Source organism: Paenibacillus sp. J31P316 (assembly GCF_056269105.1).
This window is the reverse complement of record NZ_JBWDNI010000004.1, coordinates 103,809-119,180: the sequence shown is the minus strand read 5'-3', so window position 1 is coordinate 119,180 and position 15,372 is coordinate 103,809. Positions and strand designations below refer to the sequence as shown.

The following is a 15,372-nucleotide window of genomic DNA, read 5'->3' as shown; positions in this document are numbered from 1 at the left end:
TCCAAACGAATAAGGCTGCAGAAACCTCATGGGTTCCTGCAGCCTTCTTGTTAGGCCGGCCTTATTCGCCGGTAATGTTGTTTTCTTTCAAAATGACGTCATGCGCGCCGCCTTCGACGATACTGGTCGCGGACACGAGCGTGATCCGGGCGTTGCGCTGCAGTTCCGGAATGGAGATGGAGCCGCAGTTGCACATCGTCGATTTGATTTTGTGAATCGTCTTGCTCATGTTCTCTTGCAGGCTTCCCGCGTACGGAACGTAGGAATCGACGCCCTCTTCGAACATGAGGCCGGCTTTGCCGCCGGTGTCGTACCGTTCCCAGTTGCGGGCGCGGTTGGAGCCTTCGCCCCAGAACTCTTTGACGAAATTGTTGCCGACTTTCAGCTTGCGCGTCGGGCTCTCGTCGAAACGGGCAAAGTAACGGCCCATCATGACGAAGTCCGCGCCCATCGCAAGCGCCAGCGTAATATGGTAGTCATGCACGATGCCGCCGTCGGAGCAGATCGGCACGTAGATGCCGGTTTGCTGGTAGTACTCGTCGCGCGCGGCAGCCACTTCGATCAGCGCGGAAGCTTGCCCGCGGCCGATACCCTTCTGTTCGCGCGTAATGCAGATGGAACCGCCGCCGATGCCGATTTTAATGAAGTCCGCGCCCGCCTCGACAAGGTACAGGAAGCCTTCCCGGTCGACCACGTTGCCGGCGCCGATTTTGACATCGTCGAAATTCGATTTTACGTACTCGATCGTATTCTTCTGCCATTCGGAATAGCCGTCCGAGGAGTCGATGACCAGCACGTCCACGCCGGCTGCCACGAGCGCAGGCACGCGCTCCGTGTAATCCTTCGTATTGATGCCCGCTCCAACGATGTAGCTCTTGTTGGCATCGAGCAGCTCCGTCGGATTTTCTTTATGCTCGTCGTAATCTTTGCGGAAGACCAGATATTCCAGGTTGCCTTCTTCGCTGACGACCGGCAGGCAGTTCAGCTTATGATCCCAAATCAAATCGTTCGCTTCCGACAGCGTAATGCCGGATTTGCCGTAGATCAGCTTCGAAAACGGCGTCATGAAATTGCCGACGGATTTGGTCAGCGCATCGCGGCTGATCCGATAATCGCGTCCTGTCACGATGCCGACCAGCTTGCCCTTCGGCGAACCGTCGCTCGTGATGGCCACGGTGGAGTGACCCGTCCGTTCCTTCAGCTCAAGTACATCCTTGAGCGTATGTTCCGGCGTCAGGTTGGAGCGGCTGACCACGAAGCCCGCCTTGTAGCTCTTCGCTTTGCGGACCATGTCTGCTTGGCCCTCCACGGACTGGGATCCGAAGATGAAGGAAATGCCTCCGCAGCGCGCCAGCGCGACAGCCATTCGGTCATCCGACACCGCCTGCATGACGGCGGAAGAGAACGGAATGTTAAGCGAATACTTCGGCGTCTCGCCTTTCTTGAACTTCACGATCGGTGTCTTGAGCGATACGTTCGACGGGTTGCAGTCTTTGGTCGTCAGATTCGGCACCAGCAGAAATTCACTGAAGGTGCGGGACGGTTCCATGTAATAATGAGCCAAAAAATGTCGCCTCCTGCTAGAATGGATTCCGGATAAATTTTTACAAGCATATCACAGAGCCCTGAAACAAGCAATGGAAGCCGTCATTTTGGCTAGCTGCCCGCAGCAGCGCCGGATTTCGCCGCTTGCAGCAGCTCCATCGCCTTGCCCAGCTGCGGATCCTCGGCCTGATATTTGACCATCAGCTTCGCCATGATGCGGTTGGCGGTCCGATCGTTCATGTCTCCGGTAACCGGCAGCGATTCCTTCTGTTGGAAGGCACGAACCGCCGCGGTCGTCGGCTCGTCGTAAATGCCCGACCCTTTGCCGGTATCGTAGCCGATCGCTTGGAGCATCTTCTGCACCGTCACGACCTGGTCGCCATAGTCTCCGTTCGTCAGCTTCAGGTCGACATTCAGTCTCGGCAGCAGCGCGTAATCCGGCGCGGCGACGGCCACGTTCGGTTCGATGCCCTTCTTATGAATCCACTGGCCGTCCGGCGTCCGCCACTGCGCTTCCGTCAGCTTCAGCACGGAGCCGTCCTTCAATTGATTGAAGTTCTGGACGATGCCCTTGCCGAACGTCTTCTCCCCTACCACCTTCGCGCCCGCCGTATCCTTAAGCGCCGCGGTCAGCACCTCGGCAGAGCTCGCCGTATGCGCGTCCACGAGAATCGCGATCGGCAGCTTCCACGGCTCCTTCTGGCTGGATTTGTGCGTCAGCACCCGCTTCTCGTCCTTGTACACGACCTGTACGATCGTCTTGCCTTTCGGGACGAAACGGTTCGCAATCTCGATTGTCGGGTTGAGCAGCCCGCCGGGATTGCCGCGCAGATCCAGCAGCAGCGCCTTCATGCCTTGCTTCTGCAGCTTCTCGATCGCGGCCGTGAATTCCTGCGACGTCTTCTCGGCGAACCGGCTGATCGTGATTTCGCCGATGCCGCCCGGCTTCATCGCGGATGCAACCGTCAGCACCGGCACGTCGCCGCGCACGACGGGAACCGTCAACAGCCCGCTTGCTCCCGACCGCTCGATCTGCAGCGTCACCTTGGAGCCGGATTTGCCCTGCAGCTTGGTCTTCAGCTCGTCAAAGGTTTGCCCCTTCACGCTTTTCCCGTCGATGCTTGCGATCCGGTCTTCCTTCATCAGCTTCGCCTTCTCGGCCGGCGCCCCTTTAATGATGCTGTCGATGATGAAGTTGCCGTCCTCTTGCCGGATCTCCACGCCGATGCCTACGAAATGATCCTGGTAGGACTGCATGTAAGCCTCGCCCTTGTCCTCAGACAAGTAGACGGAATACGGGTCTTGAAGCGAGCCCACCATGCCTTCGGCGGCGCCGTCGACGAGTGCCTTGGAGGCAGCGCCGTTCAAATAATCATCCATGATTTCATTGTACGCGTACGATAAGTTGCCGAATGCCTTGTCCTTCACGATGGGATATTGGAGCTGCATGCTGAGCCTGCCGCCCGCGAAGCCGGCCGCCACGAGCACGACGACCAGCACGATGAGCGTAATCTGCCGCTGCTTCGCGGCCTTTTCACCAAACCTGTTCATTCCGACACCTCTTCCACATTGAACCTGTTTCCTCACTCTATCGCATTCGGGGAGCCGTCGCAAGTTGGGCGGGCGAGGATGAAAAATACCCCCTCGGGGAAACGGGCGGCAGCCGTCTAGGCTGGTTGCCGTGTCCCAAAGGGGGCGTGGATTCTATGCTGCTTGCCGCAATTCGGTCGCTCCGAATCAACGATTAGACGCCATATTGGAGATTGCATGTCACAGGCGCGCGTCGCAGGGCGCGTCGAATGCGCATAGCAAGAGAGGCATGGCCGGAGCTATTGCAGGAGGCATGTCGGGGGCCGCAGTTATCTAGGCCCGGGCGACGCGACGGTTGCCCGCTCCTTAAACCGGCGCTTTCTCCGACGATAAATTCAGCCACGCGCGCTCGTCCGCGGTCAAGACGACCGGCAACGCATTCACGCTGTCCTGAAGCTCGGAAGGCTTCTGCGGTCCGATGATCGCCGCGACCGGGAACGGCTGATTCAGCACGTACGCAAGCGCGATCTGATTGGCGGTCACGCCGTAGCGTTCCGCGAGAGCGCTTGCCCTGCGCTTGCGTTCCCAATTCCCCTCGTTGTAATTGACGCGGACCATTTCCGAATCGTCCCGCCTGTCTTCCGAATAGCGGTCCGTGAAGAATCCGCCGGATTGCGATGACCACGACAAGATCGGCAGCTGGGATTCTTCATGCCAAGCCTCATCCTCTGCCGTCGTCGTGACGCATCCCGCCCATCGCGGCTCGTTCGGCCGGGCAAGGCCCAGATTCGGACTGCTGCAGCTGAAGCCGGTCAACCCGTGCTTCGCCGCGTACGCATTGGCTTCGCGAATGCGCGCGACGCTCCAGTTGGAAGCGCCGATCGCCCGGCAGCGGCCCGAAGCGATCTGATCGTTCAGCCCTTCCAGGATATAGCCCACATGCACGTTGGGTTCGTCGCGATGAAGCAAATACACATCCATGTAGTCGGTAGCCAGCCGTTCCAGGGATTCCACCAGATCGCTTTGAATGCATGTCTTGGTCATGCGCGGCTCTTCATACGGATGCGCGCCTTTGCCGATGATGACGATGTCGCCGCGATTCCCGCGCGTCTCCATCCATTGGCCGATCGCTTGCGCCGAGCTAGCGCCGTACACGTGTCCGGTATCGATCGCATTGCCGCCTGCTGCCGCATAGGCATCCAACAATTCATTGGAATAAGCCATATCTTCCACTCTCAGCATCATGGAGCCTTGAATCAACTGCGTGATCCCCTGCGGGACGCCCGCAACCTCTATTCGGTTCATTCCATTCGCACTCCCTTTGATCGAATAATTCGATATTGACGCTGCCAGAAATCGCATGTTTCCCTGCTGCCTGCAGCCAAATGCGGAGTCTGCTTGCCAGCTTGCTGGTTCAACTGGACGAGCAGCCTTCGTTACTCTAGTGTAATAAAGGATTCCGCCGAGCGACATCGAAATATATTGATGCCTTAGAACGATATTGACCATACACTTCTTACAGGAGCCGGTGCCATGTTCCGAAACCATCTCACGCTCCCGCTGCAGGGCCGCGGACGCTTCTACTGTTTTCCCGAATCGGCGGGCCATTATCTCCCCGACCGCGGACATGAGTCCTATCGGGAAGCAGGCTCCATGCAGGAATTCAATTTGCATCTCGTCGTAGCCGGCAGCGGCTTTGTCGAACTCGACGGCCAGCGCAAGGAGCTGACGGCCGGCGATTGCTTTCTCTATTTTCCGGGCGACAGACAGGTTTATTACGCCCATCCCGAGCATCCTTGGGAAATCAAATGGATCCATTTCTACGGCAACGGCGCCTTGGCGGATTTGGCTGAACGCGGCTTTCATCGCTCCGTGCCGTGGCGCCTCCGCCATTCCTCCGAGCTGGAAGGTCGCATCGACGAGCTGCTGGCCGAGATCGAACGCTATAAAATGCTTCATCCCAGCCGCATCGCCATGCTGATGTACGGCGTTCTTGCCGAATTCATCGAACAAGCCGAGCCGGTGGACGGCGCCGGTACCGGAACCTCGTCCGCGGTGGAACGCATGCTGGCGCTGCTTCCCGAGCTTCAAGCCTCGGCTGCCGAGCCGTTCGACTTGGACGCGTGGGCCGCACGCGCCGCGACGAATCGTTATACGTTCTGCCGCTGGTTCCGCCGCGCCGTCGGACAGACGCCGCTCGCTTTTCTGACCATGTGCCGGATCCAGCGGGCGAAGGCGCTGCTCGTGGAACGACCCGAGCTGAGCATCGGCGATATCGCCAAGCTGTCCGGCTACGACACGGCAAGCTACTTCAACAAAAGGTTCCAAGAAAGCGAGAACATGACGCCGACCGCCTATAGGCAGCAGTTCGCCGGCATGCATGCCGTCCGAACATAACGCTTGTTCCCTCCTCCGTTTTCCGCTACAATCAATGGAAATGCGTTAGCCATAGAGAGAAGGAGCCGGAGAGAATGACCTACAAATTAATCGCTATCGATATCGATGACACCTTGCTGACCGACGATATCATCGTAACGCCCGGAACGAAGGCGGCGCTGGCCGCGGCGATCGAACGCGGCGTATTCGTAACGCTCGCGACGGGACGCATGTTTCCGTCTGCCAAGAAAATCGCCAAGCAAATCGAGCTGAACGTGCCGATCATCACCTACCAAGGCTCGCTCGTCAAGACGCTGCTCGACGAACAAGTTCTCTACGAACGGAACGTGCCGGAGGATGCGGCAAGGGAACTGCTCGCGTTCTGCCAAGCGAACGATCTTCACCTGCAGCTGTATATCGATGATGTTCTCTACGTCCGCGAAGACAATGAGGAGGCGCGCAATTATTCCGCCCTCTCGAACATTCCTTTCGTGGTGGAACCGGACTTCGAGACGCTGCTCGCTAAGCCGTCGACCAAGATGCTCATGATCGACGATCCTGCCCGTCTCGACGAGATGGCCGAGAAGCTTGCCCCGCTCATCGGAGATCGCGTGCACATCACCAAGTCGAAGGCGCATTACTTGGAAGTGACGCACAAGGAAGGCACGAAAGGCCATGCGATCGCCTTTATGGCAGCGCATATCGGCTGTACGCTGGACGAGGTCATCGCCATCGGCGATTCCTGGAACGACCACGAGATGATCGAAGCCGCCGGACTCGGCGTCGCCATGGGCAATGCCCTGCCGAAGCTGAAGGAAATCGCGCAATTCGTGACGAAATCGAACAATGAAGAAGGCGTGAAGCACGTCATCGACAAATTCATTCTTCAAACGGTCTAACAACAAGAGCTGCAGCACCGGTCCTACGCGGGACGGGATGCTGCAGCTCTTTTTTGCTATGGCGATATTGAAGATCCGTCAGACGGATACGTATGTCCATATGGAGAGAAGCACCGAGACCGCGAGCATCGCCCAAAGCGATCTTAGCACGCCCCCGCCCAAGCTGCGGAGATTCACGTTCAAGCCAAGTCCCACCATCGCCATGGTGAGCAGGAACGTGGTGAGCGTCGTCAATCCGTTCATCAGCCCGGGCTGGGATAAAATGAAGCTGTGGCCGAAGCCGCTGCTGCCGAGCAAGCTCATCAGCGCAAAACCAAGCAGGAACCACGGGAGCTGCAGCGTCGCCTTCTCCCTCTCTCCGCTTCCCGATCTGCGGCTGCGGATGCGTTGCTGGATGAATACGAGCGCCAAGCACAACGGCACGAGCAGAAACACGCGTCCCAGCTTGGCGAGCAGCGCCAACGCCAGCGCATCCTGCCCGGCCGGCGATGCGGCCAGCGCGGCATGCGCGATTTCGTGCAAGCTTGTGCCGGCCCATATGCCATACTGCTGATCCGACAAGCCGAGCAGCGGGCGAAGCAGGGTGTAGGCGACGGCGAACAAGGTGCCGACGAGCGCGATCAAGCCTGCGCCGACCGCCGTGTCTTCGTCCTTCGAACGCAGAATCGGGGATACGGCAGCGATGGCCGCCGCTCCGCATATGCCCGTGCCGATGCCGAGCAGGAGCGACAGCTTGAGATCGGCCCGCAGCCATTTGGCAAGCAGCATCGTTCCTCCGATCGCGAACAGAACGACGACGGCATCACGGGCTAACAGCCCAAGCCCCTCGCGGTAGATATCCATGATGTTAAGCTTCAAGCCATAGAGTATAATCGCGAAGCGCAGCAGGTGCTTGCTGGCGAACTGGATTCCAGGCTGCAGCGCCACGGGATAACCGAGGAAATGCCGGTAGCCAATGGCGAGAAGAATCGCACACGCCATCTGTCCCACATAGTGAAAACCGGGCAAACAGGATAGGCTCCAGCCTGCAGCTGCGAAGAGAAACGTAAACGCGATGCCGCCGATACGCTGTCTGCCGAAGCGAACGAGTATCGCGGGAAAGCCAAGGGGCTTGATAGGGTAAGGGATAGACATGATGTTTGGCCGCCTCCGATTCCATAGTTCAAATTTCTAAATTCTAAATTTAAATACGAAGCACTATTCACGGGGGGAGCGGTCTATTACTCGTTCCAAAGTTCAGCAGCTCGTTCAAGCTCCCTCCGAAGTTCCGGACAGCCCGTTCCTGGCATGTTCCGTCGCTCCTTCCGAACGTTCGGGTTGGTTCCCATTATACCGCCATGCCTGCCGATAAGAGAAATCAATCCTAATGATGAAATAGATAACGAATCGTTATGACACCTTCCGGAATAGGGATCGTTACCGTTTTGTTACAATCAATCGGGGTAAATCCGTTTATAGTGTAACTAGACACACATTGGAGGGATAATTATGAACAACCATCACAGCCGCTCCCACTCGCGCAAATCTGCTTTCAAAATCCTGTCATCCACTGCCTTAGCCTCCGCGCTGCTTCTGAGCGCTTCTGCGCCATTTGCGTTCGCCGCTTCGGATGCCCCCGTTGCATCGGACGAGCCCGTCGCATCGCCGATCGCAGTCGTTCAGCCGATCGCCGTTGCCCAGCCGATCGTTGTAACCACCGCGGCAGCGGATGCCGTGAAAATCACGTTCAAAAGCGTGCAGCAATCCACGAAGCAGCTCGAAACCGATCTTCAAGTGCCCGTCATCTCGGGCATGAAGGATACCGCCTACCAGAATACGCTGAACGCCAATATCGCGGCGCGCGCCAAGGCAGCCGTCGATGCGATTACGAAGCAGGCAGCGAAGGACTATGCGTCGAACGACGGTTCCTATGAATTCCGTCCGTACGGCATCACCATTCGCTACGAGCTCGTGTCGGATGGCAGCGCGGCCGCTGACGGTATTCTGTCCTTCAAAGTCCTGACATACACCTATACCGGCGGCGCTCATGGCGGCACGCAAGCCACGACTTATAACGTGCGCAACGACGCCAAGGCAGCCCCTATCAAGCTGAAGGACCTGTTCGGTTCGAACTTCAAGTCCATCCTCGGCCGGGCAGCCACCGCGGAAGTAAAAGCGTTCCCGGATGACTATTTCGCCTCGAAGAACGTCACGATTGCCGACGCGCAATCGTTCGTAATCAAGAGCGGCCTTGCCTTCATAATCTTTCAACAATACGAAATCGCGCCGTATGCCGCCGGCCTACCTGAAATCGCCGTCGCCATCCCCGGCTCGTCCGCGGTCGCTCCGGCCGGCGCGGTCAAGCTGCCGGTCGTCGCCGACGGCAAAACCGTTAAAGGCGCGAACGTTCTCCCGGCTGCCGCAGGCAACCTGATGGTACCTCTTCGTACCGTCGCCGCGGCGCTCGGTTTCGAGGTCCGTTACGACGCCAAATCGCATGAAACGATGGTGACCAAGGGATCGTTCACGGCAAGCGTGATGCAGGGCTATGACCGGTACGCGTACGGCGATTTCCAATCCTTCGCGCTTGGTGCCGCTCCTTCCGTGAAAAGCGGCGTGCTCTACGTGCCGCTTAACTTCTTCTCCACCGGCCTGAACGCGGACCTCGCCTATACGTCGAAAGCCATTACGCTGAGCTCCGCGAAATAATCGGCCTTCGGGCCAGATTCCGTAATCGCTTAGCTCCAAAGAGCGAATCGCCGCGCAAGCACGGCACCAACGACAAAAAAGAGCCCTGACCGCATCATGCGGTCAGGGCTCTTTTGTTATATGCTGAATAGCTATCGGAAACCATATGCTACTCTCGAGCTCATAGCTTTATTTATCTTACCTGCACGCTGCGAGCTAGATTCCGGCCAGCACCTGGTACCAGACGCCCTTCTGCGAATACAGCGTGCGCCTTACCTCGTCCCAGCCGCCCAAATAACCGATGTCGAACAAATCGGCCGGCGTAGCGAAGTCGCCTTCGACCTCTCCCATGACCGCCTTATTTATAGGACGGAAACCGTATTTCACGAGGATACGCTGCGCTTCCTCGGAATGCAGGTACGCGACGAACGCCTCCGAGACCTTGCGCGTGCCGTGCTTGTCGACGTTCTTGTCGACGACCGCCGCCGGGTTCTCGATCCGGATCGTCGAGTCCGGAACAACCAGTTCGTAGGGCACGCCCTGCTTAATACGGGCCAATATCTCGTTCTCGTACGTAATGATCACGTCGCCGAAGCCGTACTCGAACGCCGCCATGGAGGCGCGTCCGCTCTTATCCAGCGATTCCACGTTGCGGTGAATGGCCTTCAGAAAGTCTTTGGCGTAGGCGGGGTCCTTCTTGCCGGTCTTCGCCTCGGAAGCTTTCAAGCCCGCGCCGTACAGCGCGTTAATGTCCCATTGCGCGCCGCCGGACGTCTTCGGATTGGGGTAGAGCACCTTGATGCCTTTGCGGGTCAAGTCATCCCAATCGCGAATGCCTTTGGGGTTGCCTTCGCGCGTCCCCATCGCGACGACCGACTGCGTAATCATGCCGCCGTCCCCGAATTGCTTGCGCCAGTCGCTCGTAATGAAGCCCGCCTGCTGAATCTTGTCGATATCGGCTTCCATCGCCATCACGGCTATATCGGCCTCGAAACCGCCGGCGATTGCCCTGGCTTGCGTACCGGATGCCTCGTACGACTCTTGGAAGTTGACGGTCTGGCCCGTCTTCGCTTTCCACTGCTTCGCAAAGGCCGGCAGCAGTTCGGCAAAGGAATCCTTCGCCACGGAGTAGGCACCGATGACGAGCGTAACGCCGCCTTTCGGAGGAGCCGTCTGCCCGGTTCCGTTATCGGTCCCCGAGTCGTTATTCGCGCATGCCGCGGTCAACAGTACCGTTGCGGCAAGGAGCGCCGTACCGGCCAATCGCCATCCTTTGAGTAGGGTAGGTTTCATTATGCACACAACACTTTCTTTGGGGTAAGAAGACTCGGATGAAGAAGACTGAGATGGAGGAAACGGACTTCGCCACCTTGCCTGACGCTTAGATAAAGATCGGCATCGGGTCTTCCTTCTGCTTGTTTTCCATGATCCAGGTGTCGTTGTCGTTGAATAAATACGCGCGGTGGATCAGCACGCTGATCGGTTCTCCGGGCGTCAGGACTTCCTTCTCCAGCGAGCGGTACGTAATCAGCTTGATATCGCCGATCTCGACTTCGACCATCCATTCGCTGCCGCGGAAATGCAAGTGCCGCACGATGCCCTCGACGGTCGCGGACGGAATGCGGAAGTCGCTCCGTCTGCCGATCTCGATATATTCCGGACGGATCAGCGCTTTCGTGCCCGGCCAATTGGCCGCTTCCTCGAAGCCCTTAAGCTGCTCCACGTTCTCGACGATCGTCGACTCCCCGATGAAGCTGGCGACGAACTGCGTTTGCGGGTTTTTGTAAATATCCCAAGGCGTTCCCTTCTGTTCCAGGCGCCCCTTATTGATAATCATGATTTCGTCCGCGACTTCGATCGCTTCGTCCTGGTCATGCGTGACGAAGATCGACGTAATGCCAAGTCGCTCGATCATTTCCTTGAGCCACGTCCGCAGCTCGTTGCGGATCTTGGCGTCGATGGCCGCGAACGGCTCATCCAACAGCAACAGCTGCGGCTGCGGCGCAAGCGCACGGGCGAATGCCACGCGCTGGCGCTGACCGCCTGAGAGCTGGTGCGGATAGCGGTGCTCGAAGCCCTTCAGTCCCGTCAGCTCGATCAGCGACATAACGCGCTCGCGGATGACGTCCTTCGATTCCTTCTTCACTTTCAGCCCGAAAGCGACGTTGTCGTAGACGGTCATATGCTTGAACAGCGCGTAGTTCTGAAATACGAAGCCGATGCCCCGCTCTTGCGGCGGCAGATCGTTGACCCGTTTGCCATGGAAAACAATATCGCCCGACGAAGGCGTCTCCAGCCCCGCCAGCATGCGAAGAATCGATGTTTTGCCGCCGCCGCTCGGTCCGAGCAGGCCGATCAGCTGGCCTTTGGCGATATCGAAATCAACGTCCCGTACGGCATGAAAGTCGCCGAATTGTTTATTTAAACCGCGCACCTCGATATGCATCGTTCAATGCACTTCCTTTCTCTTCTTGGCCCATTCCATGAGCAGCAGCAACCCGACGGAGAAGGCCGCGAGCACCAAGGCTACGCTGCTGGCTTCCGTCACGTTGAAATTCTCGACATCCTGATAGACGAGCGTTGTCGCCGTCTGGGTCTTGTTCATAATATTGCCGGAAACGACGAGCACGGCGCCGAATTCGCCAAGCGTTCTGGCGACCGTAAGGACGACGCCGTAAATGACGCCCCAGCGAATCGACGGCCAAGTTACTTTCCAGAAGGTGTACCACGAGTAAGCTCCGAGGGTCGATGCCGCCTCTTCCTGCTGAGCGCCGATCTCCTGCAGCACCGGCATCACTTCCCGCACCATCAGCGGGAACGTGACGAACAAGGTGGCAAGAATCATGCCCGGCAGCGCGTATACGACTTTAAAGCCGACATCTTCGAAGAATGCGCCGATGGCCGAATTCGGCCCAAGCACAAGCACGATCATTAAACCGCCGATGACGGGCGATACCGCGAACGGAAGATCGACGATGCTGTTCAGCAGCCCTTTGATCCGGCGCGACATCCAGTCTGCCCTGACGAGGTAAATGGCCAGCATGACGCCGAACAAAGTATTGAGTACGGTTACAATAACGACAAGGATTCCGGTCATCATCAGCGCATGCAGCGATTGCTCGCGCGTAAGCGACTCCGTGAAGCCGTTCCAGCCGTCACCCCAGGACCCGACGAAGATTTTCGCCAGCGGCGCGATCAGCAGAACGAGGAATACAAGATAAGTGAGTCCGATCCAAAGCTTTCTCATTTGCCGTGCCTCCTCGCCTGAACGAGGTTGACGGCTCCCAGGATGAGGAACGAGAGCGTCAGCAGAAGCACGGAAACCGCAGCGGCTCCCTGCGTGTTATCGCTTTCTATTTCGCCGAAAATATAGACCGACGCGATCAAGGTTTTGCCCGGAATGTTGCCTGCCACGAGGACGACGGCGCCGAATTCCGCAAGCGCGCGGGAGAAGGCCAGCATGGCCCCGCTGATGATGCCCGGCAGCATGGACGGGAAGATCACCTGAACGAACGTTCTTGCCTTGGACGCTCCGAGCGTATAGGAAGCTTCCTCCTCCGACTTGTCCATCTCCTCGAGCAGCGGCTGCACGCCGCGAATGACGAACGGGAACGTGACGAAGACCATCGCGACGATGATCGCCGGTTCATGAAACACGATTTCGAAGCCGAGCTTCTCGGCAAGGCCGCCGACGAAGCTGTTCGGCCCTAGCAGCAATAATATCATCAAGCCGCCGACCGCAGTCGGCAGCGCAAATGGCAAATCCACGAGACTGTTCAATATTCGGCGTCCCGGAAAACGGTAACGGATAAGGACCCACCCGATCATCGTGCCGAGCAGCACGTTAATGACCGCGGAGATGACCGCGAGCTTAATCGTCAGCAGGACGGCTTCCCATGCCAGCTGATCCGTCGCGCTGTCCCAAAAGGTCGACCAGCCCAGCTTGAAGGACTGGGAATAGACGCCGACGATCGGCAGAACGATGAGCAAGATAAAATAGAGCATAATGGTGCTGCGAAAACCAAAGCTCCACAAACGGCCGCGCATTATGAAATTCAAGCTGTATTACCCCCTGACGCTTTCCTTGAGGAATCGCGGTGTGGAATTCGACAATCTATAATCCCCATCAAATCGCTTGGTATTCATACTCTAGCAGACGGAAGGATGTCTAGTCAATGCTTTATTCGACAGGTTTCCCCTTGAACCTATGAACGAAAAACGAACAAAAAGCTCCCCGGCGACGATCGATAATCGCTGGGGAGCTTTTGAGGAACGAAGGGCATCATTCTCCGTCGATATAATACTTTTCTTCGCCGACGGCAAGCACCGCCTGACCTTGCGTCAGATCGGTAATCCAGTCCGCGAACTTGTCCGCCTCCGGCGCCGTCGGCAGGCAAGTAATGACGACGCGGTCCGTGAAATCAGTCCCGCCGATGCGGACGCCGCGTGCATGGAACTCATTCTCGAGCTTGCCGTACCAGGTGTAATCGACGTCGACGATGACTTCCCGGTGCAGCACCTCCGTGATGGCTTCCGCCGCCTCGATGGCAGCGACAGCGCCGTCCGTGTACGCTCGGATGAGGCCGCCCGCACCCAACAGAATACCGCCGAAATAACGGGTCACGACGATAACGACGTTCTTCAGTCCTTGATGCTTGATCACTTCAAGAATCGGCTTCCCCGCCGTACCGCTCGGCTCGCCGTCATCCGACTGCTTCTGGATTTCGTCCCGTTCGCCGATGACGTACGCCGAGCAGTTATGCGCGGCATTCCAGTGCAGCTTCTTCAGCTCCTCGATGAACGCGACTGCTTCCTCTTCCGAGGCGACAGGCTTGCCGTACCCGATGAAGCGCGATTTCTTGATGACGATCTCTTGGCTGCCCTGCTGCCGCAGCGTTCGGTAACGGTCCAGCATGAATACCGCTTACAGGCGAGCTTCCAGCTCGGCTTTCTCTTTCTCGAAGCCCGGTTTGCCGAGGAGCGCGAACATGTTTTTCTTGTACGCTTCGACGCCAGGTTGATCGAACGGGTTCACGCCGAGCAGATAGCCGCTGATGCCGCAGGCGATTTCGAAGAAATAGACCAGGTAACCGAACGTATACGGCTTCATGTCCGCGATGTTCACGACGAAGTTCGGCACTTGACCGTCCGTGTGCGCAAGCAGCGTGCCTTGGAATGCTTTCTTGTTCACGAAATCCATCGTTTTGCCGGTCAGGAAGTTCAGGCCGTCCAGATCGTTCTCGTCATGCGCGATCGTGATATGCTCCGCCACGTTCTCCACTTGAATGACCGTTTCGAAGATATTGCGGTTGCCTTCCTGGATGAATTGGCCCATGGAGTGCAGATCGGTCGAGAAATCGACTGCGGCCGGGAAGATCCCTTTGAAGTCTTTGCCTTCGCTCTCGCCGTACAGCTGTTTCCACCACTCGGATACGAAGTGAAGGGCAGGCTCGTAGTTAACGAGGATTTCGGTCGCTTTGCCTTTGCGATAGAGCGCGTTGCGGGCCGCCGCGTATTGGTACGCTTCGTTCTCGGCCAAGTTCGGATTGTTGTAAGCAACCGATGCGTCAGCCGCGCCTTGCATCATTTCTTCGATGTTGATGCCGGCCGCCGCGATCGGCAGCAAGCCGACTGCAGTCAGAACGGAGTAACGGCCGCCCACGTCGTCCGGAATAACGAACGACTCGTAGCCTTCTTCATTCGCCAGCTTCTTGAGCGCGCCTTTCTCGCGGTCCGTCGTCGCGTAGATACGCTTGCGCGCTTCGGCTTTGCCGTATTTGGCTTCGAGCGCTTCGCGGAATACGCGGAAAGCGATAGCCGGCTCTGTCGTCGTGCCGGATTTGGAGATGACGTTGATCGACCAGTCGCGGCCTTCCAGCAGCTGGAGCAGATGCGTTACGTATGTAGAACTGATATTGTTGCCCGCGAACAGGACTTGCGGCGTTTTGCGCTGCTCCTGCGGGAGTAGGTTATAGAAGGAGTTCGACAGCATTTCGATTGCCGCGCGCGCTCCGAGGTAGGAGCCGCCGATGCCGATCACGACAAGCACTTCGGAGTCCGATTTGATTTTCTCGGCCGACTTCTGGATGCGGGAGAACTCTTCTTTATCGTAGTTCGCCGGCAGGTCGATCCAACCGAGATAGTCCGAGCCCGCGCCCGTTCCGTTACGAAGCTGATCATGCGCCGTGCGCACCTGTTGTGCCAAATTATCGATCTCGTGCTGGCCGATGAAGCCGAGCGCTTTGCTGTAATCGAATTTTACTGCTTTAGTCATGTGAAGACCTCCTGAAGGTTATTTAGAATACTTCCTGAGAAACCGCATTGCGAGCAAAACCCGCATCGGAAGCATAAGCGC

General features: G+C 57.7%; 13 protein-coding genes. 3 read left to right on the top strand and 10 right to left on the bottom strand.

Annotated elements, in window-relative coordinates; genetic code table 11:
* Positions 1-61: 61 nt before the first annotated feature.
* The 3 genes from AC0YNU_RS15950 to AC0YNU_RS15940 all read right to left on the bottom strand — a co-directional run bounded on the left by AC0YNU_RS15950 (position 62) and on the right by AC0YNU_RS15940 (position 4,380).
* Positions 62-1,564 (bottom strand): IMP dehydrogenase, encoded by a 1,503-nt coding sequence (locus AC0YNU_RS15950; RefSeq protein WP_475758198.1) that lies wholly within the window; start codon positions 1,562-1,564, stop codon positions 62-64.
* A 92-nt stretch (positions 1,565-1,656) separates the two neighbouring features.
* Positions 1,657-3,096 (bottom strand): S41 family peptidase, encoded by a 1,440-nt coding sequence (locus AC0YNU_RS15945; protein WP_475758196.1) that lies wholly within the window; start codon positions 3,094-3,096, stop codon positions 1,657-1,659.
* Between the two features lie 345 nt (positions 3,097-3,441).
* Positions 3,442-4,380 (bottom strand): aldo/keto reductase, encoded by a 939-nt coding sequence (locus AC0YNU_RS15940; RefSeq protein ID WP_475758194.1) that lies wholly within the window; start codon positions 4,378-4,380, stop codon positions 3,442-3,444.
* A 228-nt stretch (positions 4,381-4,608) separates the two neighbouring features.
* Between AC0YNU_RS15940 and AC0YNU_RS15935 the strand changes: the two genes are divergently transcribed.
* Entirely contained in the window at positions 4,609-5,472 is an 864-nt protein-coding gene (locus AC0YNU_RS15935) for an AraC family transcriptional regulator (protein WP_475758192.1), read from the top strand.
* A 74-nt stretch (positions 5,473-5,546) separates the two neighbouring features.
* A complete protein-coding gene (locus AC0YNU_RS15930; RefSeq protein ID WP_475758190.1) occupies positions 5,547-6,350 on the top strand; it encodes a Cof-type HAD-IIB family hydrolase in 804 nt (267 codons plus the stop codon).
* A 78-nt stretch (positions 6,351-6,428) separates the two neighbouring features.
* Here the strand turns inward: AC0YNU_RS15930 and AC0YNU_RS15925 are convergent, their stop codons facing one another.
* On the bottom strand, positions 6,429-7,484 hold the full coding sequence (locus AC0YNU_RS15925; protein WP_475758188.1) for a YeiH family protein: 1,056 nt from the start codon (positions 7,482-7,484) through the stop codon (positions 6,429-6,431).
* A gap of 354 nt (positions 7,485-7,838) precedes the next feature.
* Here AC0YNU_RS15925 and AC0YNU_RS15920 point away from each other — a divergent pair, with 354 nt between their 5' ends.
* Positions 7,839-9,038: a PdaC/SigV domain-containing protein gene (locus tag AC0YNU_RS15920; protein WP_475758186.1), complete on the top strand. Its 1,200-nt coding sequence runs from the start codon at positions 7,839-7,841 to the stop codon at positions 9,036-9,038.
* 195 nt (positions 9,039-9,233) lie between these two features.
* On the opposite strand, the gene AC0YNU_RS15915 is transcribed toward AC0YNU_RS15920, so the two are convergent.
* The 6 genes from AC0YNU_RS15915 to AC0YNU_RS15890 form a co-directional block, all read right to left on the bottom strand.
* The gene (locus AC0YNU_RS15915; RefSeq protein ID WP_475758184.1) at positions 9,234-10,310 is read right to left on the bottom strand and encodes a sulfate ABC transporter substrate-binding protein; all 1,077 of its coding nucleotides are present in this window, start codon (positions 10,308-10,310) and stop codon (positions 9,234-9,236) included.
* Positions 10,311-10,398: 88 nt separating this feature from the next.
* Entirely contained in the window at positions 10,399-11,463 is a 1,065-nt protein-coding gene (locus tag AC0YNU_RS15910) for a sulfate/molybdate ABC transporter ATP-binding protein (RefSeq protein WP_475758181.1), read from the bottom strand.
* 3 nt (positions 11,464-11,466) lie between these two features.
* Positions 11,467-12,264, bottom strand: a complete 798-nt coding sequence (locus tag AC0YNU_RS15905; RefSeq protein WP_475758179.1) for a sulfate ABC transporter permease subunit — start codon at positions 12,262-12,264, stop codon at positions 11,467-11,469.
* Complete coding sequence (gene cysT / locus AC0YNU_RS15900) at positions 12,261-13,064, bottom strand: sulfate ABC transporter permease subunit CysT (protein ID WP_475758863.1); 804 nt, start codon at positions 13,062-13,064, stop codon at positions 12,261-12,263. Before cysT ends, AC0YNU_RS15905 begins: the two co-directional genes overlap by 4 nt.
* 235 nt (positions 13,065-13,299) lie before the next feature.
* Positions 13,300-13,932: a YigZ family protein gene (locus tag AC0YNU_RS15895; RefSeq protein ID WP_475758177.1), complete on the bottom strand. Its 633-nt coding sequence runs from the start codon at positions 13,930-13,932 to the stop codon at positions 13,300-13,302.
* Positions 13,933-13,941: 9 nt separating this feature from the next.
* Positions 13,942-15,291 (bottom strand): glucose-6-phosphate isomerase, encoded by a 1,350-nt coding sequence (locus AC0YNU_RS15890; RefSeq protein WP_475758175.1) that lies wholly within the window; start codon positions 15,289-15,291, stop codon positions 13,942-13,944.
* Between the last annotated feature and the right edge of the window lie 81 nt (positions 15,292-15,372).

Coding starts and splice junctions, on each gene's coding strand:
- AC0YNU_RS15945 (WP_475758196.1), bottom strand. CDS start 3,096: ATGAACAGGTTTGGTGAAAAGGCCGCGAAGCAGCGGCAGATTACGCTC.
- AC0YNU_RS15940 (WP_475758194.1), bottom strand. CDS start 4,380: ATGAACCGAATAGAGGTTGCGGGCGTCCCGCAGGGGATCACGCAGTTG.
- AC0YNU_RS15935 (WP_475758192.1), top strand. CDS start 4,609: ATGTTCCGAAACCATCTCACGCTCCCGCTGCAGGGCCGCGGACGCTTC.
- AC0YNU_RS15930 (WP_475758190.1), top strand. CDS start 5,547: ATGACCTACAAATTAATCGCTATCGATATCGATGACACCTTGCTGACC.
- AC0YNU_RS15925 (WP_475758188.1), bottom strand. CDS start 7,484: ATGTCTATCCCTTACCCTATCAAGCCCCTTGGCTTTCCCGCGATACTC.
- AC0YNU_RS15920 (WP_475758186.1), top strand. CDS start 7,839: ATGAACAACCATCACAGCCGCTCCCACTCGCGCAAATCTGCTTTCAAA.
- AC0YNU_RS15915 (WP_475758184.1), bottom strand. CDS start 10,310: ATGAAACCTACCCTACTCAAAGGATGGCGATTGGCCGGTACGGCGCTC.
- AC0YNU_RS15910 (WP_475758181.1), bottom strand. CDS start 11,463: ATGCATATCGAGGTGCGCGGTTTAAATAAACAATTCGGCGACTTTCAT.
- AC0YNU_RS15905 (WP_475758179.1), bottom strand. CDS start 12,264: ATGAGAAAGCTTTGGATCGGACTCACTTATCTTGTATTCCTCGTTCTG.
- cysT (WP_475758863.1), bottom strand. CDS start 13,064: ATGCGCGGCCGTTTGTGGAGCTTTGGTTTTCGCAGCACCATTATGCTC.
- AC0YNU_RS15895 (WP_475758177.1), bottom strand. CDS start 13,932: ATGCTGGACCGTTACCGAACGCTGCGGCAGCAGGGCAGCCAAGAGATC.
- AC0YNU_RS15890 (WP_475758175.1), bottom strand. CDS start 15,291: ATGACTAAAGCAGTAAAATTCGATTACAGCAAAGCGCTCGGCTTCATC.